This window comes from Enorma phocaeensis (assembly GCF_900186505.1).
In the GTDB taxonomy this organism is placed as follows: Bacteria; Actinomycetota; Coriobacteriia; order Coriobacteriales; family Coriobacteriaceae; genus Enorma; species Enorma phocaeensis.
In genome coordinates this window covers 54,234-76,806 of sequence record NZ_LT891968.1, presented here as the reverse complement: position 1 = coordinate 76,806, position 22,573 = coordinate 54,234, and the positions used below count along the sequence as shown (strand labels likewise).

The 22,573-nt window shown below is 63.3% G+C and carries 17 protein-coding genes; 15 read left to right on the top strand and 2 right to left on the bottom strand.

Annotated features, from left to right (window positions below; genetic code table 11):
• Positions 1 to 63 precede the first annotated feature (63 nt).
• From hypB to tmk, 4 genes are all read left to right on the top strand, one after another.
• The gene (gene hypB / locus C1717_RS00735; protein WP_102371358.1) at positions 64 to 756 is read left to right on the top strand and encodes a hydrogenase nickel incorporation protein HypB; all 693 of its coding nucleotides are present in this window, start codon (positions 64 to 66) and stop codon (positions 754 to 756) included.
• A gap of 405 nt (positions 757 to 1,161) precedes the next feature.
• Positions 1,162 to 3,735: a DNA topoisomerase I gene (locus C1717_RS00730; RefSeq protein ID WP_102371357.1), complete on the top strand. Its 2,574-nt coding sequence runs from the start codon at positions 1,162 to 1,164 to the stop codon at positions 3,733 to 3,735.
• Positions 3,736 to 4,003: 268 nt separating this feature from the next.
• The gene (locus tag C1717_RS00725) at positions 4,004 to 6,304 is read left to right on the top strand and encodes a zinc-ribbon domain-containing protein (protein WP_102371356.1); all 2,301 of its coding nucleotides are present in this window, start codon (positions 4,004 to 4,006) and stop codon (positions 6,302 to 6,304) included.
• A gap of 96 nt (positions 6,305 to 6,400) precedes the next feature.
• Positions 6,401 to 7,042 (top strand): dTMP kinase, encoded by a 642-nt coding sequence (gene tmk, locus C1717_RS00720; protein ID WP_102371355.1) that lies wholly within the window; start codon positions 6,401 to 6,403, stop codon positions 7,040 to 7,042.
• Between the two features lie 44 nt (positions 7,043 to 7,086).
• On the opposite strand, the gene C1717_RS00715 is transcribed toward tmk, so the two are convergent.
• Positions 7,087 to 8,364, bottom strand: coding sequence for an NAD(P)-dependent oxidoreductase (locus C1717_RS00715; protein WP_102371354.1), 1,278 nt, complete (start codon positions 8,362 to 8,364; stop codon positions 7,087 to 7,089).
• Positions 8,342 to 9,490 carry a CdaR family transcriptional regulator gene (locus C1717_RS00710; protein WP_102371353.1) on the bottom strand — a complete coding sequence of 383 codons (1,149 nt, stop codon included), beginning with the start codon at positions 9,488 to 9,490 and terminating at the stop codon, positions 8,342 to 8,344. The genes C1717_RS00715 and C1717_RS00710 overlap by 23 nt, the downstream gene beginning before the upstream one ends.
• A gap of 376 nt (positions 9,491 to 9,866) precedes the next feature.
• Here C1717_RS00710 and C1717_RS00705 point away from each other — a divergent pair, with 376 nt between their 5' ends.
• The 11 genes from C1717_RS00705 (at position 9,867) to hpf (ending at position 22,515) form a co-directional block, all read left to right on the top strand.
• Positions 9,867 to 10,865, top strand: coding sequence for a mannonate dehydratase (locus tag C1717_RS00705; RefSeq protein WP_180965782.1), 999 nt, complete (start codon positions 9,867 to 9,869; stop codon positions 10,863 to 10,865).
• Positions 10,866 to 10,868: 3 nt separating this feature from the next.
• Positions 10,869 to 12,149, top strand: a complete 1,281-nt coding sequence (locus C1717_RS00700; RefSeq protein ID WP_102371351.1) for an SLC13 family permease — start codon at positions 10,869 to 10,871, stop codon at positions 12,147 to 12,149.
• 260 nt (positions 12,150 to 12,409) lie between these two features.
• Positions 12,410 to 13,321 (top strand): dihydrodipicolinate synthase family protein, encoded by a 912-nt coding sequence (locus C1717_RS00695; RefSeq protein ID WP_102371350.1) that lies wholly within the window; start codon positions 12,410 to 12,412, stop codon positions 13,319 to 13,321.
• A gap of 72 nt (positions 13,322 to 13,393) precedes the next feature.
• A complete protein-coding gene (locus C1717_RS00690) occupies positions 13,394 to 14,539 on the top strand; it encodes a glycerate kinase (RefSeq protein ID WP_102371349.1) in 1,146 nt (381 codons plus the stop codon).
• Positions 14,540 to 14,662: 123 nt separating this feature from the next.
• Positions 14,663 to 15,547, top strand: a complete 885-nt coding sequence (garR, locus tag C1717_RS00685; RefSeq protein WP_102371348.1) for a 2-hydroxy-3-oxopropionate reductase — start codon at positions 14,663 to 14,665, stop codon at positions 15,545 to 15,547.
• Positions 15,548 to 15,798: 251 nt separating this feature from the next.
• Complete coding sequence (locus C1717_RS00680; protein ID WP_102371347.1) at positions 15,799 to 16,659, top strand: aldo/keto reductase; 861 nt, start codon at positions 15,799 to 15,801, stop codon at positions 16,657 to 16,659.
• Between the two features lie 181 nt (positions 16,660 to 16,840).
• Positions 16,841 to 17,992 (top strand): DNA polymerase III subunit, encoded by a 1,152-nt coding sequence (locus C1717_RS00675; protein ID WP_102371346.1) that lies wholly within the window; start codon positions 16,841 to 16,843, stop codon positions 17,990 to 17,992.
• Positions 17,980 to 19,572: a regulatory iron-sulfur-containing complex subunit RicT gene (locus C1717_RS00670; RefSeq protein WP_102371345.1), complete on the top strand. Its 1,593-nt coding sequence runs from the start codon at positions 17,980 to 17,982 to the stop codon at positions 19,570 to 19,572. Before C1717_RS00675 ends, C1717_RS00670 begins: the two co-directional genes overlap by 13 nt.
• Positions 19,573 to 19,580: 8 nt before the next feature.
• Positions 19,581 to 20,387 (top strand): ComF family protein, encoded by an 807-nt coding sequence (locus C1717_RS00665; RefSeq protein WP_245859326.1) that lies wholly within the window; start codon positions 19,581 to 19,583, stop codon positions 20,385 to 20,387.
• A gap of 462 nt (positions 20,388 to 20,849) precedes the next feature.
• On the top strand, positions 20,850 to 21,767 hold the full coding sequence (locus tag C1717_RS00660) for a substrate-binding periplasmic protein (protein WP_102371344.1): 918 nt from the start codon (positions 20,850 to 20,852) through the stop codon (positions 21,765 to 21,767).
• 163 nt (positions 21,768 to 21,930) lie between these two features.
• Entirely contained in the window at positions 21,931 to 22,515 is a 585-nt protein-coding gene (gene hpf / locus C1717_RS00655; RefSeq protein WP_102371343.1) for a ribosome hibernation-promoting factor, HPF/YfiA family, read from the top strand.
• Positions 22,516 to 22,573: the final 58 nt, after the last annotated feature.

Below are 22,573 nucleotides of genomic sequence, written 5' to 3'. Positions count from 1 at the left end.
GTGTTGGAAGCGGCTATCGATGGAGGCGCGCGGTTGCAGTCCGCCGCGTGCAGGAGGTGCATCATGTCAGAACGGGTCATCGATCTCGAGAAGCCGATTCTCTCACGGAACGACCGCCTTGCGGCACAGCTGCGCGAGCGCTTCCGGGATACGGGCACCTTCGTGGTGAACGTGCTCTCGAGCCCCGGTTCGGGCAAGAGCTCGATGATCCTCGCTACGAGCGCGCGCCTGCGCGATGCCTATGGCCTGCGTTCGGCGGTCATCGAGGGTGACATCGCCAGCGACGTGGATGCTCAGCGCATGAAGGCAGCAGGCATGCCCGCCATCCAGATCAACACCGGCGGCCTCTGCCATCTCGAAGGCAATATGATCGGTCAGGCGGTCGAAGCGCTCGACGGGGCGGTCGGCTTGAGCAAGATCGACGTTATCTTCATCGAAAACGTGGGCAACCTCGTATGCCCCGTCGACTTCGATTTGGGCGAGAACCTCTGCGTGATGATACTCTCCGTACCCGAAGGGGATGACAAACCACTCAAGTACCCGGGCATCTTCCAGCATGCGGGGGCGCTTCTGCTCAACAAGGTTGACGTCGCGCCGGCATTCGACTTCAACCGCGAAGGATACAACCGCGTCTTGGATGATCTGAATCCCGCAGCGCCGCGGTTCGAGGTGAGCGCCACCAAGGGCGACGGCATGGATGCATGGGTCTCGTGGCTCGCCGAGCAAGTGCGGGGTGCGCGGGCATCTATGGCGTAGCGTCCCTTGCACCGTTGGTCAGATGCCGCGGGGCCGAGTCTGCGTTCCGGGGATTGTGCGGTTCATATATCCAAATTACCCTTGATGCCTAATGCGCCGGCATGCCGCGGCTACCAATTCATCAGCAATCGTTCGGCTTTCATCGAGGTACCTCCAGATAGCCATTTGCATTAGATTGAAACGTTTCAAGCGTCTGATTATCGGCATCTCGAGGTCCAGCGAGGGATGTTGCGAAGTCGCTCGGTTACACCGCCAAGGGCGCCAAGTGGTGCCATTTGGGTCCAATTTGTCAACCATTCCCGGTGGGATTTTGGTAAACGGCAGGTAACTCGCGTATACTGTCCCGCGAGCATAGAAGCCCGCGCGCGGCAGCATGCGGCAAGGACGCAACCAAGAGGTTCCATTTTGAAACTTGTCATCGCAGAGAAGAACATCGCGGCCCAGAAGATCGCCCAGCTTCTGGCCGACGGCAAGCCAAAGACCGATAAGGTCTACAACACCCAGGTCTATCGGTTCACGGTGAAGGGCGAGGATTGGGTTTCCATGGGCCTCGCGGGCCACATCCTTGCACCAGACTTCCCTGACGAGATTCTCTTCGATAAGAAGCAGGGCTGGTACAGCATCTCAGAAGATGGCGAGGTGCTCCCCGCGGATGTGCCGGATGGCCTGGCGCGTCCTCCGTACGATACCAAGCGCAAGCCGTTTCTCGCTAACGGCATCAATATCAAGGGCTGGAAGGTCGAGAGCCTTCCGTATCTCACATGGGCGCCCATCGTGAAGAAGCCCGCGGAGAAGGAGATCATCCGCGTCCTCAAGAACCTCGCTAAAAAAGCCGATCATGTGATCATCGCTACGGACTTCGACCGAGAGGGTGAGCTCATCGGCTCGGATGCGCTCTCCTGCGTCCGCGAGGTGGCTCCCAACGTCCCCGTGAGCCGTGCGCGCTACTCCGCCCTGATCAAGGGAGAGGTCACCGCTGCCTTTGACAATCTGGTCGAGCTGGATCAAGACCTAGCTGACGCCGGTGAGTCGCGCCAGTACATCGATCTCATCTGGGGCGCGGTACTCACGCGCTATCTCACGCTTGCGCGTTTTGGCGGCTTCGGCAACGTTCGCTCTGCCGGCCGCGTTCAGACGCCAACGCTCGCCCTGGTGGTCGAGCGCGAGCGCGAGCGAAGGGCGTTCGTGCCTGAGGATTACTGGCAGATTCGCGGTATGGGCGCTCCCCGGGAAGATGCTGACGCCGCCTTCAAGATCGGACATGCGACACAGCGCTTCTCCGATAAGGCGGCTGCTGAGGCTGCGTTCTCGCATGTCGAGGATGCCAAGACCGGCACCATTTCCGAGGTCGCCAAACGCAGCCGCAAGCAACAGCCCCCTGCGCCGTTCAACACCACATCGCTCCAAGCTGCCGCCGCTGCTGAAGGAATCAGCCCCGCGCGCACCATGCGGCTTGCCGAGAGCCTCTATATGGCAGGCTTCATCTCGTACCCGCGTGTGGATAATACGGTCTACCCGCGCACGCTCGATCTCGCGGGCATCGTGAACGGGCTCTCCTCGAACGTGCCCGCCCTGCGTCCCGTGACCGCCAAGGTGCTTGCCGGTCCCATGAAGCCTACCCGCGGCAAGACCGAGACCACCGACCACCCGCCCATCCATCCCACGGGCCAGGGCGATCCCGAGACGCTCGACGGTGGCCAGAAGAAGCTCTACATGCTCATCGCGCGCCGATTCCTTGCCACGCTCATGGGGCCGGCGACCATCGAGAACACCAAGCTCTCCATCGACGTTGCGGGCGAACCCTTCACTGCGAGCGGCGACGTGCTCGTAGACGCTGGCTTCCGCGAGGCCTATCCGTACGGCCTCAAACGCGATGAGCAGCTGCCGGTGCTCGAACAGGGCGATGTGATCGACGTCTTCGATATCAAGCTTGAGGCAAAGCAGACCGAGCCGCCCGCGCGCTACAGCCAGGGCCGCCTCGTGCAGGAGATGGAGAAGCGCGGCCTGGGTACCAAATCGACGCGCGCCTCGATCATCGAGCGCCTCTACCAGGTACGCTACCTGAAGAACGATCCCATCGAGCCGAGCCAGCTCGGCATGGCCATCGTGGACGCGCTGCACGATTTCGCGCCGCGCATCACCACCCCCGAGATGACAGCAGAGCTTGACGAGGACATGACCCACGTCGCCGAGGGAACCGATACCCAAGACCACGTGGTCGAGCATTCGCGGGCGCTTCTCGCAGGCATGCTCGACGCCCTCATCGAGCACAAGGACGATCTCGGCGAGGCGATCGCCGACGCCGTGACCGCCGACGCGCGCGTGGGCGCATGTCCTAAGTGCGGCAAGGACCTGGTCATGAAGACTTCGGCAAAGACGCGCGGCAGCTTCATCGGTTGCATGGGGTGGCCGGACTGCGATGTGACCTATCCCGTGCCGACCGGCGTAAAGGTGAGCCCGCTCGAGGGCGATGCCGCCGTGTGCCCGGAGTGCGGCGCGCCGCGCATCAAATGCCAGCCGTTCCGCCAGAAAGCGTACGAGCAGTGCGTGAACCCCAAGTGCCCTACCAACTTCGAGCCTGACTTGGTGGTGGGCGAGTGCAAGGCCTGCGCTGAAGCCGGACGTCACGGCGACCTGATCGCCCACAAGAGCGAGCGAAGCGGAAAGCGCTTCATCCGCTGCTCCAACTACGATGAGTGCGGCGTCTCCTATCCGCTGCCCGCTCGTGGCAAGCTCGAAGCAACCGGCGAGGTGTGCGAGCACTGCGGCGCGCCGATCGTTGTGGTCGAGACCGCGCGAGGGCCGTGGCGCATCTGCGTGAACATGGACTGTCCCGGTAAGGAGCAGAAGCCTGCGCGGGGGAGGCGCGGTAAGGCGCCGGCGAAGCCAGGTACCAAATCGGGCGCGAAGAAGAGCGCAAAGACGAGCGCCACGCGCAAGACCTCAAAGAAAGCGACGAGCAAGAGTCCTAAGGCGTGATGCGGCCTCGGAGTGCCACCGGAGCAACCAGCGGCAAGCTCGAATCGCTGCGGCATCGTCTTGGCATCGCTGTTGGATGGCCGATGCTTCGGCGGGCCTTGTCATCGATGTAAAACGGTGGGCGCAAAATAGCAAGAGAGGCTTCTGCAGAGGGGCCTCTCTTGCTATTTTTTGCCCGCAGATTATCCAGCCGTTCGTCGTACCATTAATTAACGAGAAAACGCGCCCGCGATGAGGGTCGTGGGCCTCTGGCGGTCGGGGGTATGCGATGTTTTGCACGAGTTGCGGCAAGGAGCTTGCGGAGGGCACGAAGTTTTGCACCCAGTGCGGCAAGCCGGTGGTACGGGTCGTTCCTCGCGAGGAGCAAGCAGGAGCTGGGGCTGCCATGGCTCCGGCAAGCGAGGAAGAGGCTGTAGCGAGCTCGAACGAGAGCGCCGCGGCGGCAGAGGAGGCTGCAGCAGACGCCAGGGCAGCCGAGGAGGCTCTTTGGCCGACCGGCGTCGAGGATGCGTCGTCTGCCGAGCCGACGCACGTGATGCCGCAACAAGCCGACGCGGCTCCGTGGGTGACGGGTGCGCCGCAGCAGCCCGCTGACTCCACGCGCATGATGCCCCAGCAGCCCGCCCCGAGCGCGCCGCAGCAGGCATCGCCGCATACGAAGAAGCCCATCGCGCTGATTGCCGCCATCGTTGGCATCGTAGCCGTCATCTTAATTGGTGTCTGCGTGTTCGTGCTTCCGCACCTTACGGGTGGCAACGTGGTCTTCTTCGGTCAGCGCGACGCCCTCGCATGCTCCGTGGTGACGCGCATCCAGCCACGGGACGCTCTGGGCAACGACCTGACATCCTATGTTGTGCGGTTGGCAGAGCGCACGGCCGATAACATGGAAGACGACGGGGCGCCAACGCTTGGGGAGGTCATATCAGAGATTCGCGTGACCGGTACGGGCGGCTTCACATTCGAGGACTTCGGTGAGATTCCCGATGGCGAATACACCATGGTCATCATCGACGGGGAGACAGGCGAGGAATACTACAACGACATCGACTACGACCACGATCAGACGACGACCAACGAGACCTATATCATCCAGCCGGAACCGGAGCGCGAGGGCGACTCCGCGCCCGCGCCCAACGAGGAGCCTGCTCCTGAGCGACCCACCGAGGATCAGCTTGCCTATGCTGCCTACTACGGCAAGTGCCAAGAGCTCATCGAGCAATATGGCGAGCCGGCGAGCATCGACCTCTACGATGGTCAGGAGACCATGCTCACGGGGCTCGCGTTGGCCGAGCTCATCGATTTCGATGGTGACGGTTCGGACGAGCTGCTTACCATCGTGTGCAACCTCGAGGTGCAGGATGGTGCCATTGCCGAGCTCAAGCATGATGGTTATCTCGTTGCGGTTTGGGATTATCAGGACGGCGAGCTCTTGCAGGTCTATGACCGCGCGAGCGAGTTCTCCAATGGCGGTGCGTACTTCCAATATCTGTACGAGCGCGAGGGCACACCCGTGATGGGAACCTCGTGGTATGGCGAGGCTGCGGAGCCCATGGTCGAGGAATACCATAGCGGGTACTTCATGCTCGAAGACAAGGCGTTCGAGACGGCGGCTCAACGCAACTCCTTCTTCAACTATGACACCGGCGACTCCACGGAGAGCTTTGCGATCGGCGGCACGGAGGCCACATCAGAGCAATGGGATGCCTTCGTGGCAGAAACTCCGGCGACGCATTGCTATAGCCTCCTGCAGTTCAACAGTGACTTCGGAACTGAGGACGAGGGCTCGACCATGGAGGAGGTCGACGTCTACGGTTGCATGACGGCGACCGATGAGACGCTTGATGAGCTTGTATCCGGTGCCGGTCCAGCGCTTGAAGGCGAGGGCGCATCGACGGACGAAGCGGGGGATGGCCAGGCTTCCGCAGCAGCTTACGCCTACGAGCTCATCGAGGAGGACGTTACCTTCACCTCTTCGCAAGGCGTCGACATGGAGTGGGATGAAACCCAGCGCTGGAGTTATCCGCGCTTCACGCGCGAGGATGGCGGCACCGACGCGGCCCTCGATGCGCTCAACGAGGAGCTCCAGGCAAGCTTTGAGGGGGATCGCGAGGCAACGCAGGCATGGGAGTTCGACGGCGGGACCACCCAGGTGACGGTCCATCGCGACACGGTGACCTACCTTGAGGGCAACATCGCCTGCGTGCGCAGCGAACGCTGGATCTTCGCCGGCGGGGCGCACGGCAACGAATCCATGCGCGCCACGTTCTACGACCTATCAACGGGCGAGCGGATTGCCGTGGAGGATGCCTGCGGGGTGTCGTGGGACACGCTTGTGCAGGAGGCCCACGCCGCGATCGAGACGTACTGCGAGCAGGATCCAAACTTCAGCTGCAACGCGACGACGCTTTCGGAGATCGCGGGCGACCCAGAGCGCTACTATGCGACGGCAGATGGCATCGTGGTATGCGTCGATCCTTACCAGATCGCGCCTTACTCCTATGGCATGCAGCTCATCTACGTTCATGCCTTTGAGGACGAGTCGCTCGTGGGTACCGCGGCGCCGCTGTAGGGTCTCCTGCGCGGCAAACGGGTATCATGGTTCGGTGCGAACCATGAACCAGCGGGATGCCATGGTTCGGCGTGAAACCAAAGAGTAAGGGGACCCATGTCGGCGACATCAAAGCTACCAGGTGCGTTCATCACCGTCGAAGGTATTGACGGCTGCGGCAAGTCCACCCAGGCGAGCCTGCTTGCTGAATCGCTTGAGCGCGCCGGCTATGACGTGCTCCTCCTGCGCGAGCCGGGCGGGGTGAGCATATCGGAGAAGATCCGGGCGATGCTGCTAGACCCCGCCAATAGCGAGATGGACACTGCGTGCGAGCTGCTGCTCTACGAGGCTGCCCGTGCCCAGCTGGTACATGAGGTCATCGAGCCCGCGCTCGCGGCGGACCGCGTGGTGGTATGCGACCGGTTCTACGACTCCACGACTGCCTATCAGGGTTACGCGGGCGGAGCATCACTCGATATGGTTCGCGCGGCAAACGCCCTCGCTGTGGGCGCATGCCATCCGCAGCTCACCTTGGTGTTCGACATCGATCCCGCGCTAGCCGCCGAGCGCACCCGTGCCCGCACAGCCGATCGCATCGAGGCGAAGGGGCAAGCGTACCAGGCCCGCGTTGCCGAGGGGTTCCGCGCAATCGCCGTCACCGAGCCTGAGCGGGTCAAGCTTATCGACGCATCGCGCCCAATCGACGCCATTGCCGAAGACGTGCTCGCTGCCGTCGAGCAGGCGGGGCTGGCGCTTTAGCTGGTGCATGCGAGCCCGGCGCTTCTATCCCTGAATCCCACCGATCAGTCCTCAGCTGCCTCCGCGCTTTGCTGCGTCGAGCCCTCGAGGCCCTGCATGTATCGATCCATCGCATCGGCGACGCGCTTGGCGTCTGCGACGGCCTCGACCACGGTGCGCGCGCCGGTGGATACATCGCCGCAGGCAAACACGCCGGGTCGCGTGGTGTGACCTATGTCGTCGGTGCGCAGCAGGCCGCGTGCGTTGGTCTCGAGCCCCTCGGTGGTGTTCACCAGGCGGTCGAGCGGGCGCTGGCCTGCGGAGATGATCACGCTATCGGCCTCGAAGAGCTGCTCGGTCCCAGGAAGCGCGCGCAGTGTGGGCGGCTCCCCGTTCTCGCTGATCTCGGAGCCCTCGGTTTGGATGAACACCACGCCCTCCGGCGTGATGCGCACAGGCGCGCGGTTAAGGACGAAGTCCACGCCTTCAAGTTCGGCATAGCTGCGCTCGTGGTTGCTCGCCGCCACGTGCGACGACTGCGCGAAGCACGTCACGCGCTCCGCCCCATGGCGCAGCGCGGTGCGAGCAACGTCCATGGCAGCGTTGCCCACACCGATCACGATCACGCGCCTGCCTAGCTTGAAGCTATCGGGGTTGGCGAGATAGTTGATGCCGTAGTGCACGTTGCCGAGCGTCTCGCCGGGGATGCGCAGCGCATGCGGGCGCCACACGCCGGTGCCGGCGAACACGGCGCGGTAGCCGTCTTCGAACATGTCGTCGATCGAGATTGCCTGGCCGATCGTCGTGTTGAAGCGGATCTTCACGCCGTTCGCCTCGAGGTGCCGCGTTTGGAAATCGTCGAGCACCCGCTTGGGGAGGCGGAACTCGGGGATGCCGTAGCGCAGCACGCCGCCGATCTTGTCGTGGTTCTCGAAGATGGTCACGTCGTAGCCGCGTTGCGCCAAGATGACGGAGATGGCCAGGCCGGCGGGTCCCGCGCCGATGATCGCGACGCGCATGCCGTTGGAAGCGACGCGCTCTTCGGACATGCGCGAGACGTACAGGTCGGAGATGTACTCCTCGATGGCGCTGAAGTGCACCGGCGCGCCCTTGCGACCAAGGACGCAGTGGCCCTCGCACTGCGATTCGTGGTTGCAGATGCGGCTGCAGACGGTGGTAAGCGGGTTGTTCTCGAAGAGCAGCTCGCCGGCTTCGTCCACGCGCCCCTCGCGCAGCAGCTTGATGGCGGTGGGAATGGGTGTGGAGATGGGGCAGCCCTTGCGGCACTGCGGGTTTTTGCACTGAAGGCAGCGCTCAGCCTCATCGAGTACGTGGATCGCCATGATTCGTTCCCTTCCCGTAGTAGCTATGCAGCATGAAAGCGATGGTCAAAACCGTATGGTCTGCAAGGTCGCGGGGGTTGTATCCCGTCTTTGCCGCGATCTTGTTCAAACGGTTCTGCAGGGTGTTCTTGTGCAGGTAGAGTTCTTCGGCGCAATGAACGATGCTGCCGTTGTGGCGCACGTACGCTTCGAAGATCTCCTGATACTCCTCGATCTCGCGCTCGCTCAGGCCGGCGAACACATGGTTCACGAGCTGAAGCGCGCTATCTTGCGAGACGGAGGAGATGATGAGTCCGAGGGCCATGTCTTCGAAGCGCATGAGCTTATCGTCATCCTTGAACGCGAGCCACTCAAGCGCACGGCATGCCTCATCGTAGCTTCGCCAGTAGACGCTTCCGTACGGTGCGGGACGTCCTGCGCCGAAGATGAGCGGATGTCCCAGCACGCGCTCGGCGTCATCGCTTATTCCCTCTACGAGCGAGGGCAGCCGATGCTCATCCCGGGCATCGATGAACATGCAGATATCGCGTTCGAGGAATGCGAAGAAGCTCGTCCTGAACGACTGGAAGCGCGCATGGAGCATCGCGTACAGGTCGTTGTAATCGGGAGCATCGTCGCCTTCTGCCCGTGCGCAGCCAACGAGCACGATGCGCGGTATATCGAGGTCGATCTGCAAGAGCGAGGCGTAGTAGGCGGCAAGGCTTTCGTCATGATGGCGCAGCTTCAAGATGCTCGCGAGGTTCGCGATGCGCACACGGCGGTCGTACTGCTCGACATGATCCCAGTTTTCACGGATGAGGATCTCGGTCATCTTCTTGATGACGTTGCCGAAGGGTTCGACCTCGGCACGCTCACCGGTGATGCCTATTACCGCTACGGCGGCGTCTTGGAACATAACCGGTACGTTGATGCCGTGGCGCGCCCCTTTGAATTGGTGTTCGCTGTCGATGGGGACGGGCTGCTGCGTTTCGGCCGCCAGCCGAGCGCCTTCGTGCGTCGTGCCGATGCGTGCACGGTCGGTGCTCGCGATGATGGTACCGGTGGTGTCGAACAGATTGATCTCGTGGTTGATGACGCCTTTGAGGTTGTCGACGATCGTCTCTGCAATCTGGGGATCGAGGTTCATCCGCCCTCCTTCGTTGCGATGAAAACACCATACGGAAACACGCGCTCGGATGGACTGTTCCACATGCTAGAAAATGAGGAGAACTATTTCATGCGACGGAGTTACACAGGACATAGTTCGTGAGCGGTAGCAATTCACCGATAAAAGGTCATTTTTGGCGATCCGGGGCACCTTCCGAAACAAAAGCACGGGAAAAACCTTTGGAATACAGAAGCTTTGGGTCTGCCAGTGTTCGGTGAACCTCCGACGTGCTCAATCTAAACATATCCCCTATACCATGGAATGCATTTTTCGTGTGCTCCATTATCACGCCATGGAACACCTCCAGGCCCATATGGAGGAGCAAGAGGAAGAGGAAGAAAGGGGGCTGGAAACGATGATGCAGGTCGAGATGCCCATCGGGAGCAACATCACCGATGAGGAGATGCAGATGGTTCGCGAGATGGGCGTGCATTGGCTGGCGGTGAACTTCCTGCCGGAGGACGCGACCGACGAGGGCGTGACCAAGTTGCAGGAGCGCGCTGCCCGCTATGACCTGGAGATTTCGAACGGCGGCGCTATCGGCGTGTACAAGAACACGTCGATCATCCTCGGACGCGACGATCGCGACGCGGCGATGGAGCGCTACAACGAGTTCACGCGCATCCTGGGTGCCCATGGCATCAAGGGCGGCTACATCGCCTGGCAGCCGAACGGCATCCTGCGCACCAAGGTAGATGTAGGCGAGCACACGCGCGGCGGCATCACCATGATCGCGGACATGGATGAGATCGACGCCCGTCCGATCCTGAACGATCGCGTGTACGGCGAGCAGGAGATCTGGGACAACTTCGAGTGGTTCCTCGAGCGCGCGCTTCCCGTCTGCGAGGAGGCCGACGTCAAGATCTCGCTGCACCCCAACGATCCGCCTGCGCCCTCGCTTGGCGGGGCCTATAGCCTGATCTGGCGCTCCGATGACTACCGTCGCGCCTTCAAGATGGCAAGCGACAGCCCGTATCTGGGCATGAAGCTCTGCACCGGGTGCTGGCTCGAGGGTGGCGAGACGTTCGGGAACCTCATGGACGACATCGCCGAGTTCGCCCCGCAGGGCAAGATCCACGTCGTCCACTTCCGCAACGTGAGCGGCACCATGCCGTATTTCGAGGAGGTCCTCGCCGAGGACGGCTATGCGGACATGTTCGCCATCGCGAAGCAGCTCGTGAAGTACGGCTTCGACGGAACCATCGACGTCGATCACGTATATCGCAATCCCGAATGGGCGGGCAAGGACGCCCCGTCGCTCGCAGGTGGAAGCGTGTGGTCTGCCGGTTACGCCACTGGCTACATGAAGGGTCTTATCGACGCTGCGTATAAGACGCAAGAAGGAGGTTGCTAGACCATGGCACTGTATCTGACCCTTGGAGTCTTCGCCTTGCTGGTGATAGGCTTCATCTCCCAGAAGTTTCCGCTGGGAGCGGTTGCGCTCACGTGCGTGACCATCCTCTACCTCACGGGCGTGCTCACGTTCGAGGAGGCGTACGGTAACTTCGCGAACGACAACGTGATCCTCGTCGGCGCGATGTTCATCCTTTCTGCGGCGATTGCCAAGACGCCCATCGTCGAGAAGATCAACCTCGCCATCGTGAAGCATGCTGGTGGATCCGGCCGTCGCGTGGTGTTCTTCTTCCTGCTCGCGACCGCAATCCTGATGCAGTTCATCGTGCCCACCGCGTGCATCACGATGCTTCTGCCCTTCTGCCTCATCATGGACGCCAACGGCACCTGCCCGCGTACCAAGAGCCTCTATGCTGTGACCACCGCAGCCTTCATGTGGCAGGGCGTCGCCCCGCTCGCCATGGGTGTCGGCCTCACCGCTCAGGTGAACAGCTTCGTCGAGGCTGGTGGCGGCGTCGGCACCGCGACCCTGACGGACCGTCTCATCATCGGTCTTCTGCCTGCGATCATCGGCTCGCTCGTACTGCTCTTCATCTCCTACAAGCTGCTGCCCGATGCGCCCTCCCAGGAGCTTTCCACCGACGTCGAGGTCAAGGAGACCAAGGAGGTCCGCGCGACCACGCTGCAGGACAAGATCATCTACGTCGTCTTCGTCCTCACCATGATCTGCATGTTCGTGCTCCCGATGGGCATGTACGAGATCGCCGTCATCCCCGTGGTCGGCTGCCTTGTCATCGCGCTCACCGGCTGCATGTCCAAGAAGGAGATCGCGAGCTCGCTCAACGTCGACATCCTCTTCATGCTCGTCGGCCTGCTCGGCCTCTCGACCGCGCTCGAGAACTCCGGCGCCGCCCAGCTCATCGCCGACTTCATCGTGAGCATCATCGGCGCCGACACGCACCCGTTCATCGTGCTCGCCATCTTCTACTTCGTGGCGAACATCGTGTCCCAGGCGTTCTCCAACACCGGCACCATGGCGCTGCTCATCCCGCTCATGACCACGACCTGCATGACCATGGGCATCGACCCGGTCCCCGTGGCCATGGCAGTCGCCTACGGCGCCAACGCCGACTCGCTGCTGCCCATGGGCTCGCCCGGCATGGCCATCTGCTTCGGCTCCGGCGGCTTCAAGTTCACCGACCTGCTGCTGCCCGGTATCACGCTGATGCTCATCTACGGCTTCTCCACGGTCGCCATGACCTACCTGACCTACTTCATCCTCTAGGCCCGTCGCCAAGAGAAGATGACTTAGCGGCGCCCCGGGCCTGGATGAAGGCTCGGGGCGCTGTGCTTCAACTATGTACCATGCTGCATGCCTGTACATTGCAGAAAAGTACCCATGAATCCTGCTCAACATGGTATGCAGAACAAAAGGCAGACGGCAAACACCCTCGTTTAGAGCCTTTGGAATATATCGTGTCGCAGGGGGCGGCGGTAGAGTGCTAGTTGCACGGGCGCTCCCGCCCCATCCGAATGGAGGAGTCAATGTCCAATCCAATCGATAGCTCGAAGATGCGCGGCCTGTTCACGCCGATTCTGACGCCGGTCGATGCCGAGGAGCGCATCGATGAGGGCAAGCTTCGCCGACAGGTCGACTTCGTGATCGAGCACGGTGTAGACGGCATCCTGGCATTTGGGAGCAACTCCGAGTTCTACATGTTCTCCGATGACGAGATGATCGCCGGTGCGCAGATCATTCTCGATCAGGCCGCCGGTCGCGTGCCGGTCATCTTCGGCGTGGGCCACATCTCCACCCGCGCCTGCATCGCGCTCGCTCAGCGCGCCGCGGAGCTGCCCATCGATGGTATCGCGGTCTTGCACCCCATGTTCATCAAGCCCACGAATGCGGCGCTCATCCACCACTACACGGCGATCGCGAACGCGGTGTCAGACACGTTCGTCTTCATCTACCACAATCCCGGTCGCTGCGGGTACGCCCTGCCCAACGACGTGATCGTCGAGCTTGCGCACGATGTGCCCAACATCCTCGGCATCAAGGACTCGACGGGCGATATCACCGCGCTGCAGGAGCTCATTCGCCGCTGCTCGGACATCGATTTCGTGGCGTTTGTGGGCAAGGACACGGTTGTGTTCCCGGGCCTGTGCTGCGGTGCCGACGGTGCCGTCTGCTCGACGGCGAACATCTTCCCCGAGCTCGTGTGCGGCATCTATGACAAGTTCGTCGCCGGAGACTATGAGGGTGCGCGCGAGAACCAGTTCAAGCTCAATCCCATCCGCCTTTCGCAGGATGCGGCGAGTTTCCCGGCGGCAACGAAGGACATGGCGAACCTCATGGGCATGGAGGTCGGTCCTTCGATTCTTCCCACCGAGCCCACGGATGGCTCCGCCCTCGAGGGCATGAAACGTGCGATGCGCGAGGGCGGTTATCTGGACTAGTGCCGTTGCGCGAGGAGCTCCGCGCGACGCAGGCAGTGTTGGTTTTCTATTACGGGAGGAGGCGTGACGCAGATGGAATCACCACGGGTGGTGCTTGCAGTCGATTCGTTCAAGGGATCGGCGTCGAGCGCGCGTGTCGAGGAGCTAATCGAAGCGGGCATCCGCCGCGTGCTCCCCGATGCGCTCGTCGATCGATATCCCATCGCCGACGGCGGCGAGGGGACGGTCGAGGCGATCGTCACGGCGCTCAACGGCCGGATCATTCGCGCGACCGTCCAAGATCCCCTGGGTGCGAAGATCGAGGCCCCCTATGGCCTCACCGACGATGGCACCGCCATTATCGAGATGGCGGCTGCGAGCGGTATCACGCTCATAGACCAGACGCCCGAAAACGCGCTCTCGGCATCTACATGGGGTGTAGGCGATCTGATCCGTGACGCCATGAACCACGGGGCCCGCAGGATCCTGGTGGGGCTCGGCGGCAGCGCCACGAGCGATGGCGGCGTCGGCATGGCCAAGGCGCTCGGCGTGCGCTTTCTAGACAAGGAGGGCGAGCCCATCCCATGCGGGCTCATCGGCCTTCGCGATCTCGCGCTCATCGATTGCTCAGGGCTCGATCCGCGCATCGCCGATACCGAGTTCGTGCTCATCACCGATGTGACCAATCCGCTATGCGGCTCCAACGGCGCCCTGTGCATCTATGGACCCCAGAAAGGCATCGACGCATCGAAGGTCGCCGAGCTCGAGCCGTGGATGGAGGCGTATGCCGAACTGCTCGAGCAGCACGTGGGGCGTCCCGTCTCCAGCCTTCCCGGCGCCGGTGCGGCGGGCGGCTTGGGTGCGGCGCTCGTGGCGTTTTGCGACGCGCGGGTGGAGCGCGGCATCGAGTTCGTGCTCGATGCGATCGGTTTGAACGAAGCGATCGCAGGCGCGGACCTCGTCATCACGGGCGAGGGGCGCATGGATGCGCAGTCTGCCAACGGCAAGGCTCCCATCGGCGTTGCCCGCCGCGCCAAGGCGCAGGGTAAGCCCGCCGTGGCAATCGTGGGCAGCCGTGCCGAGGACCTCGACGGCGTCTACGACGAGGGGTTGGGGCTCGTGATTCCACTCGCGCTCGAGCCCATGTCGCTTGGGGAGTGCATCGCGCGCACCGAGGAGCTCGTGCCCATCGCGGGTGAGTCTGCCATACGGGCATTTCTGCTGGGCCGCATCGCCTAGCACCCTGCGTCCGGGTATCCGGATGGCAGGGGAGCGCCGGGTTATGAGGCCGGTGCATCAAGGTTTCTCCGCCGCAAGGCGTAGGAATAGCAGGTAGATAGTACGTGAAGAAGGGATTTCACTATGAACGTAGGATTCGTGGGACTCGGTATCATGGGCAAGCCCATGTCCATCAACGTGCAGAAGGCCGGCTATCAGGTCTATGCGTTCGACTTCAACATCGATCGCGCAGACGACCTCGTCGCCCTGGGCGGCGTTGCGTGCGCCAGCGGCAAGGAGGTTGCCGAGAAGTCTGACGTCGTGATCACCATGCTCCCCAACTCCCCGCACGTCGAGGCCGCGCTCTTCAACGAGAACGGCATCGCCGAGGGTCTTTCCGCCGGCAAGTGCGTCATCGACATGAGCTCCATCGCGCCGCTCGCGAGCCGCGACTTCGCCGAGCGTCTGGCCGAGATGGGCGTCGACTTCCTCGATGCGCCCGTGTCGGGCGGCGAGCCCAAGGCCATCGACGGCACCATCGCCGTCATGGTGGGTGGCAAGGAGGAGGTCTTCGCCAAGTACGAGGACCTGCTCAAGACCATGGCTTCGACCGTGACCCTCGTGGGCGAGGTCGGCGCAGGCAACATCACCAAGCTTGCCAACCAGATGATCGTCGCCATCAACATCGCCGCCATCTCCGAGGCCTACTCGCTCGCTAAGAAGGCTGGCGTTGATCCGTCCCGCGTGTACGAGGCCATCCGCTCCGGCCTTGCCGGCTCCACGGTCATGGACCAGAAGTCGCAGAAGATCTTCGATGGCAACTTCGAGCCGGGCTTCCGTATCGAGCTGCACATCAAGGACCTCCAGAACGTGATGGACACCTCGCATCAGATCAACGTGAGCGCCCCGTTCTCGTCGCTTGCCATGGAGATCATGCAGTCGCTCAAGGCCCACGGCCATGAGAAGGAAGACCACTCCGCCATCGCCGAGTACTACGAGCTCATCAACGATATGAAGCTGCAGGGCTAGTACCAGCTCCCTCCAAGCCGGACCTGCCGGCTTCGGTGCGCCGTCGCCCTATCAGCGGCGCACCTACCCTTACCTACCCTACACAAGAGCGGCTGCGTCGTTTGTCTCCCGGCGCGGCCGCTCGTCTGTATGCGGGTACAAGGCTACCAGGCGGTACTTGGGCCGCGCCGCGCGGCGCGCGGGTGCCGATCGGCCCTTCGGGGGCGCTCGTTCTGATGCCGCCCGCATACAGCCAAGCACAAGGAGGAACCATGGCCTTCATTGCAACCGTGCCCCTAGCTGATGGCACCCCTATGCCGCGTTTTGGCATGGGGACCTGGTATCTGGGGGAGAGCGTGCGCGCGCACGATCGCGAGCTTGCCGCCTTGCGCGCGGGGCTCGATGCGGGCGTAAAACTTATCGACACAGCCGAGATGTACGGTTCGGGTGCGGCCGAGCGCCTTGTAGGCGAGGCGATTCGCGGCTACAACCGAGAGGAGCTGTTCTTGGTCTCGAAGGTCTACCCCCACAATGCCGGTAGGCCCGAGATCTTCGAGAGCGTGGAGGCCTCGCTTGAGCGCCTGGGTACCGATTACCTGGACATGTACCTTCTGCATTGGCGCGGTGCGGTCCCTCTTTCGGAGACGGTCGAATGCATGGAGGAGCTCGTGGAGGACGGCGTCATCCGCCACTGGGGCGTGTCGAACTTCGACGCCGACGACCTCGAGGAGCTCTACGGTGTCTTCTGCGGCGATCATTGCGCCGTGAACCAGGACCTCTACCATCTAGGCTCGCGGGGCGTTGAATACGAGATACTGCCCTGGATGCGTTCGGTGGGCATGCCGCTCATGGCCTATTGCCCGCTCGCGCAGGCCGGGGACCTCAGGCGCGGCTTGGTGAGCGATCCTGCGGTTGTCGAGGTGGCGCGTCGGCATGGGGCGAGCCCGCTTCAGATCCTGCTCGCCTTCGTGCTGCGCGATCCGATGGTCGTGGCGATTCCGCGCAGCGGGGACGCCGCGCACGTGCTCGAGAACATCGCCGCTTGCGACATCGAGCTCTCCGCCGACGATCTCTCCCTGCTCTCGAGTTCGTTCCCGGCGCCCGCCCACCCCGTTCCGCTCGACATCGTATAAGGGCGCCCTGTACTGGATTCTCGCTGCGGCGCGGCTTCCATGCGCTCGCATGCGCCGCGCCGCCGCCATGCCGTCTTCATGACGAGCTGTCTCCAAGCGACGGGGTTCCCGCCGCGCGGTATCATAGACCCCACGACTCAAGCTGGCCGGCAAGCTGTTGCAGATGGTAAGGGGTGAGAAGATGGCAGGGCATGAGGTGGCGCCGCAAACGGGGCCTCGATTGTTGCTCGCTCAGCTCGACACGCAGCCGCGCGTGCGGGCATTTCTTCAGCGCGCCGTCGAGAGCGGTCGCGCTTCTCACGCCTACCTGTTCGTCGGCGCCCCGGGGGCGGGCAAGCTCGACGCCGCATGGGCGCTCGCGCAAGCGCTCATCTGCCCGCATGGCGGTTGCGGTGCCTGCGAGGCATGTGTACGGGTCGCGCGCCATACGCATCCCGACGTGCACTATCTTGCGCCGGAGAGCGCAACCGGCTACCTCATCGGGCAGACGCGCGACCTCATCGACGAGGTCGCCCTCGCTCCCATTCGCGCCGCGCATAAGGTATATATCCTCGATCGCGCTGATCAGCTGCGCGCGAATTCCGCGAACTCGTTGCTCAAGACGCTCGAAGAACCGCCTGAAGACGTTACCTTCATCCTGTTGGGCACCTCCTCCGATACGATTCTGCCCACGATCGTCTCGCGCTGCCAGTGCGTGCCGTTCCGCATGGTGTCACCCGTCGAGGCGGCTGCCGCCGTCTGCCGCTCGACGGGATTGCCGCAAGAGCGCTGCCGCATGGCGGTCGCCGTTGCCGGCAGTCCAACGCGCGCGATCGAGTTCCTTAAGAGCGCCGAGCGCCAAGAAGCACGCCGCGCCATGATCCGCGCGATCGATTCGCTCGCCCATGCCGATGAGGCAGATGTCCTCTCTGCGGCAAAGGGGCTCATCAAGGCCGTGAAGGCGCCGCTTGCAGATGTCGAGCGCACGCAGAAGGCGGTGCTCGAGCGCGATGCCGACTACCTATCGCGCGGTGCTCTCAAGCAGCTCGAGGAGCGCAATAAGCGCGAGATTACCGCCCGTGAGCGTTCGGGTATCATGGAAGTGCTGGCAAGCGCCCGCTCGCTCTTGCGCGATGCGCTCATCACGCTCGAGCACGCACCTGGCGGCGTCGTGAATACCGACGCCCAGGAGACCGTTGGCCGCCTTGTCGCGGCAACGGGGACAGCAGGCCTTCTCGCCGCGCTCGACGCTGTCGCAGCGGCCGAGCAGGCAGTCCGCCACAATGTAACCCCGCAGCTGGCCTTCGAGGTCATGCTCTTAGATATCAGGAAGGCTCTCTCATGCCCGTCGTAGTTCCCGTCAAATTCGCTTTCGCCTCGCGCGATCTGTGGTTCGACCCGCAAGATCTCGACATACTTGAGGCGGATCATGCCATCTGCTCCACCGAGCGCGGAACCGAGATCGGCTTGGTGACCGCAGACCCCTTCGAGGTCCCGGAAGAAGAGCTCCGCTCGCCCCTCAAGCCGGTGCTGCGCGTTGCGACCGAGGAGGATCTCGACCGCGCCGATGAGCTCGCCCGCCGCGGCGAGAGCGCGATGGTCGAGTTCCGCGCGCTGGTCAAGAGCAACGAGCTCGACATGAAGCCGGTGGGTGTGGAATACCTCTTCGGCGGCGAGAAGGCGGTGTTCTACTTCGCGGCGGAGGAACGCGTCGATTTTCGCCAGCTCGTGAAAGACTTGTCCTCGACCCTGCATACCCGCGTCGACATGCGCCAGATCGGGGTACGCGATGAGACGCGCCTTGTGGGCGGTTACGCCCATTGCGGCCAGGAGCTCTGCTGCACGCGCTTCGGCGGGCAGTTCGAGCCGGTGAGCATCCGCATGGCGAAAGAGCAGGACCTGCCGCTCAACTCTGCGAAGATCTCTGGCGTGTGCGGCCGCCTCATGTGCTGCCTGCGCTACGAGTTCGAGGCGTACAAGGACTTCAAGAGCCGTGCGCCCAAGAAGAAGGCGCTCATCGACACGCCGCTCGGCAAGGCCAAGATCCAGGAGTACGATACGCCGCGCGAGCAGCTTGTGCTGCGTCTGGAGAGCGGCAAGGTGTTCCGTGTGAACCTCTCCGACATGACCTGCTCCGATGCGTGCAAGAAGAAGGCCGAGGAGCAGAAGTGCGCGTGCCGTCCCGACTGCGTGACGCGCGATGTGCTCGAGAAGATCGAGTCGCCCGATATCGCGCTCGCGCTCATGGAGCTCGATCGCGGGAACGGCATCGACGTGGGGGACGGCCTGAGCAACGATGACCGCCTCGTGGTGAGCGGGCCCACCCCGCGCAGCCGCAAGCGCCAAGGAGCAGCTGACAAGGCCAGCCGTAGCCAGCGCTCCCAGAAGAGCGAAGCCGAGGGCTCGCAGGCGGGGACCGGCCGGCGCCGCCGTAAGCGCGCATCGGGCGGCGCTGCGCCTGCTCAGGAAGAGACCCCTCAGGCAACGCCGCAGGGTAAGAGCCGCAGGCGCCGCCGTCATCTGTCGGGCGAGGAGCGCGAGGAAGCGTTCCGCAATGCCGCTTTGCGTGAAGAGGCGCGCGAGAAGGCCGCGCGCAACGATGATGCCGCCGAAGGCACGGAGGGGCGTTCTCGCCGTCGCCGCAGGCACGTTCAGGCGCCTCAGGGGGCTTCGCAAAAGCCCGAGGTGCCCTCGGTTGCAAGTCAGGTTGCCGAAGGCGACGTGAAGGTGTCGCGCCGTAGGCCTGGTGACGGCGGCGGTGCCAAGCGCTCGCAGCAGGCTGCGCTGCGCGACGAGGCATCTGCCGATCAACCCCAGAAGAAGCGTCGACGCCGTCGTTCGCGCAAGCCCAAGCAGGGCGGCGAGGGCGGTCAATCCGCACAGGGGCAGTCCTCTGGTTCGGATCGCGCGCCCCAGCCTCCGGCACGGGCTTAAGGCAACTCGTGGACGCCCCGCAGTGGCATGCGCGTCGGGCCCTTTGGGCGGACCGCGCACGTCGCGCGGGAGCGCTCGCGCTTGAGGCAGTGGCGCCCACGCGATGCGCGGGCTGCGAGCGCCCCGGTTCGCTCATCTGCGATCGCTGCTTGGCTGAACTGACCCCTATCGACCCGGCTCATGCATGCTTGCGTTGCGGAGCGCCTTTTGGCGATTTGCTGTGCACGGAATGCGGAGGCGGTGACGAGGAGGGCGGGTTCGCGCCGGACGGGGACGCCGCCGCGGCTGGTGCGCGCATTCCCGGTCGCTGCCTTGCCGCAGCCGTGTTCGAAGGGCCGCTGCCCCGTATCATCCGCGCGTACAAGGATGGGGGAGAGCGTCGTCTAGCGCCGCTTCTAGCTGAGCTTATGGTAGATGCGGCCATCCACGCCGAGGAGGCCGCGCCCGAGCGTTACGGCGGGTTTGTGGGCGCTGCCGATGCGGTGACGTTCGTGCCGGCGACTGCTGCGGCATTCTCCCGACGCGGCTTTGACCATATGGAGGAGATCGCCCAGGCGTTTTCCGCTTTGGTGGGCTTGCCGCTTGCGGACGTTCTCGTCAAGCACGGTTCCTCCGATCAGCGCGCGCTCGACAGGGCGGGGCGCGCTCTGCATGCGCGGGGCGCCTATGAACCGGTGGAGCCGGTGGCAGGTTTGCGACTCGTCCTTCTCGACGATGTGATAACCACCGGCGCGACGCTACGGGGCGCAGCGGGTGCGCTTGTCGCGGCAGGCGCCGTGCGTGTGGATGCGCTTGCCCTCGCGCGCGTCTGGTAGCGGGTGAACCGCGCTGGGCGAAGCGGTGCTCGGGCAGGCAGGGCTCTTCTCGACGGTCGCAGGCACGTGGTCGGGCCCAGCGAGAATATGAGCAGCTCGCAGGTAACATCGCTGTTGTATAATCCATTCGTCTCCTCAGGCTGTGGTTGCGGGCGCTTGCGCCCTAGTCCATGACAGACGCGGTCAAAAGGACCCACGTAAGCGTGCGCGTGCGCGTGCGCGCGATCATGGCGCGTCCTAGAGGTAAGTCGCACCGTCCGTTTCCTCAGAGGCAATCGGCCTCGCGGGCGAGCGGGCTAGTCGTAAGGTCGCTGCGGTGGCCGAGCAAACGTCCCAGTGCGCAGGTGTGGGGGAAAAGACCAGGTCAGCGGGGAGACAACGACAAAGCTCCGCCCGGCGGGCGGTGGGTATAGCGAACGGGGGCAGGCAGCGTGCCTGTTCCATGGCACGGATGGGAACGACATGATTGCTAGCTTGAAGGGACGGGCCGCCACCGCTCTGGCGGGGGTTCTTGCGGTCGTCTGCGCGCTTGGTCTTGGGGCGTGCTCCTTCACGACACCCGGGCTCGACGAGGCGGAGGATACCGCTGTCGAGCAGGTCGTCGACGACGGGATGCTCGTCCAGGCGGGCACCCTCACGGTCGCGCTCGATACGGCCGATGCTCCGCAGGCAATGACCATCTCGGATGGTACGCTCGATGGCTATGCGATCGATGTTGCCCGCGCTCTGGCAGACCGCTTGGGGCTCGACGTGGCCTTCGTGGGATCCACTTCCGCCGAGGAGGCGCTTTCATCCGGCTCGGCTGATATCTATCTGGGCGCGACGACAGATGACGAGAGCGGCGCGGTCGTGGTCCATGGCGAGTACCTCCAGAATGCCACCGCGGTGTTCGCGCACGGCGATGCCGATACGACTATTACAGCAGATGATCTTGCTGCCGGTACCGTTGGAGCCCAGGACGGCTCATCCTCCCAGGAGGCTCTTGCTCAGGTCGGCATCGTGGCGAGCAACACCTATCTGAACGTCAACGAGTGCTTCGAAGCGCTTGCGGCGGGCGAGGTCGACTACGTCGTCTGCGACGTTACGGCGGGCGCCTACCTTTCGCGCTCGTACGACGATGTCTTCTTTGCGGGCATTCTGAGCACGCCGGTTTCCTACGGTATCGGTTACGCAGCGGATGCGACCGATCTTGCCGATGAAGTGGCGACCGCCTTTGACGAGATGAGCACCGACGGTACGCTCGACGCGATCCATGCGCTATGGTACGGCACCGTGCCGCTGAGCGTCTCTGATTCGCTGGTGAGTGGCGTCACGGCAGCTGAGGCGCCTGCAGAGGGCGATGTCGAGCAGGTAGAGGGCGACATGAACAGTATCGACTGATGCTGATGGCGCGCATAGCGCAGAATTTAGCGGACCGGGCGCAGACTTCGGCGTCCGGTCCGTTCCCGTTCGCGAACGGGTGAGCGGCGTTCACGGTGATGCCGGGTGCGGTATTGGGTACAAACTACGTACGAGTACGGTCCCCGGATAGATTGGAGCGCTCATGGATATCAAGGTTTCCGGACGTAAGACCACGGTAACCGATGCTTTGCGCGCGCGTGTGGAAGAAAAGGTCGGCGAGGCTCTCAAAGTGTTCGAGATCGAGCCCATGACCGCTGACGTCGTTTTGCGCTACGAGAAGAACCCCTCGATCGCCGAACCGGCGATCGTCGAGGTCACGGTGAGAGCGCGCGGCTCGGTGATCCGCGTCGCCGAGCACGGCGCAGATATGTACGCGGCAATCGACCTGGCGGCAGATAAGGTGACCCGTCAGCTCCGCAAGTTCAAGACGAAGGTTGTCGACAACCGCCAGCAAGGCGCCTCGGCGGCCGAGGTCGCTCCCGTGGAGCGCGTCGAGGACCTTGCCGACCTGCTCATCCCCGAGGAAGAGGACGACCAGCTCGTCCGCGAGAAGATCATCGAGATCACCCCGATGACCGAGGAGCAGGCGCTCGTGCAGACCGATCTGATCGGCCACGACTTCTACGTCTTCGAAAACGCCACCACGGGCCTCATCAATGTGGTGTATCACCGTAAGAATGGTGGATATGGCATCATTAAGCCAAAGATCGAGACCCTGGACGAGTAAAATAACGTATACACATGCGTACAGGTGGGCGGCCATCCTCGCGGGTGGCCGCCCGTTT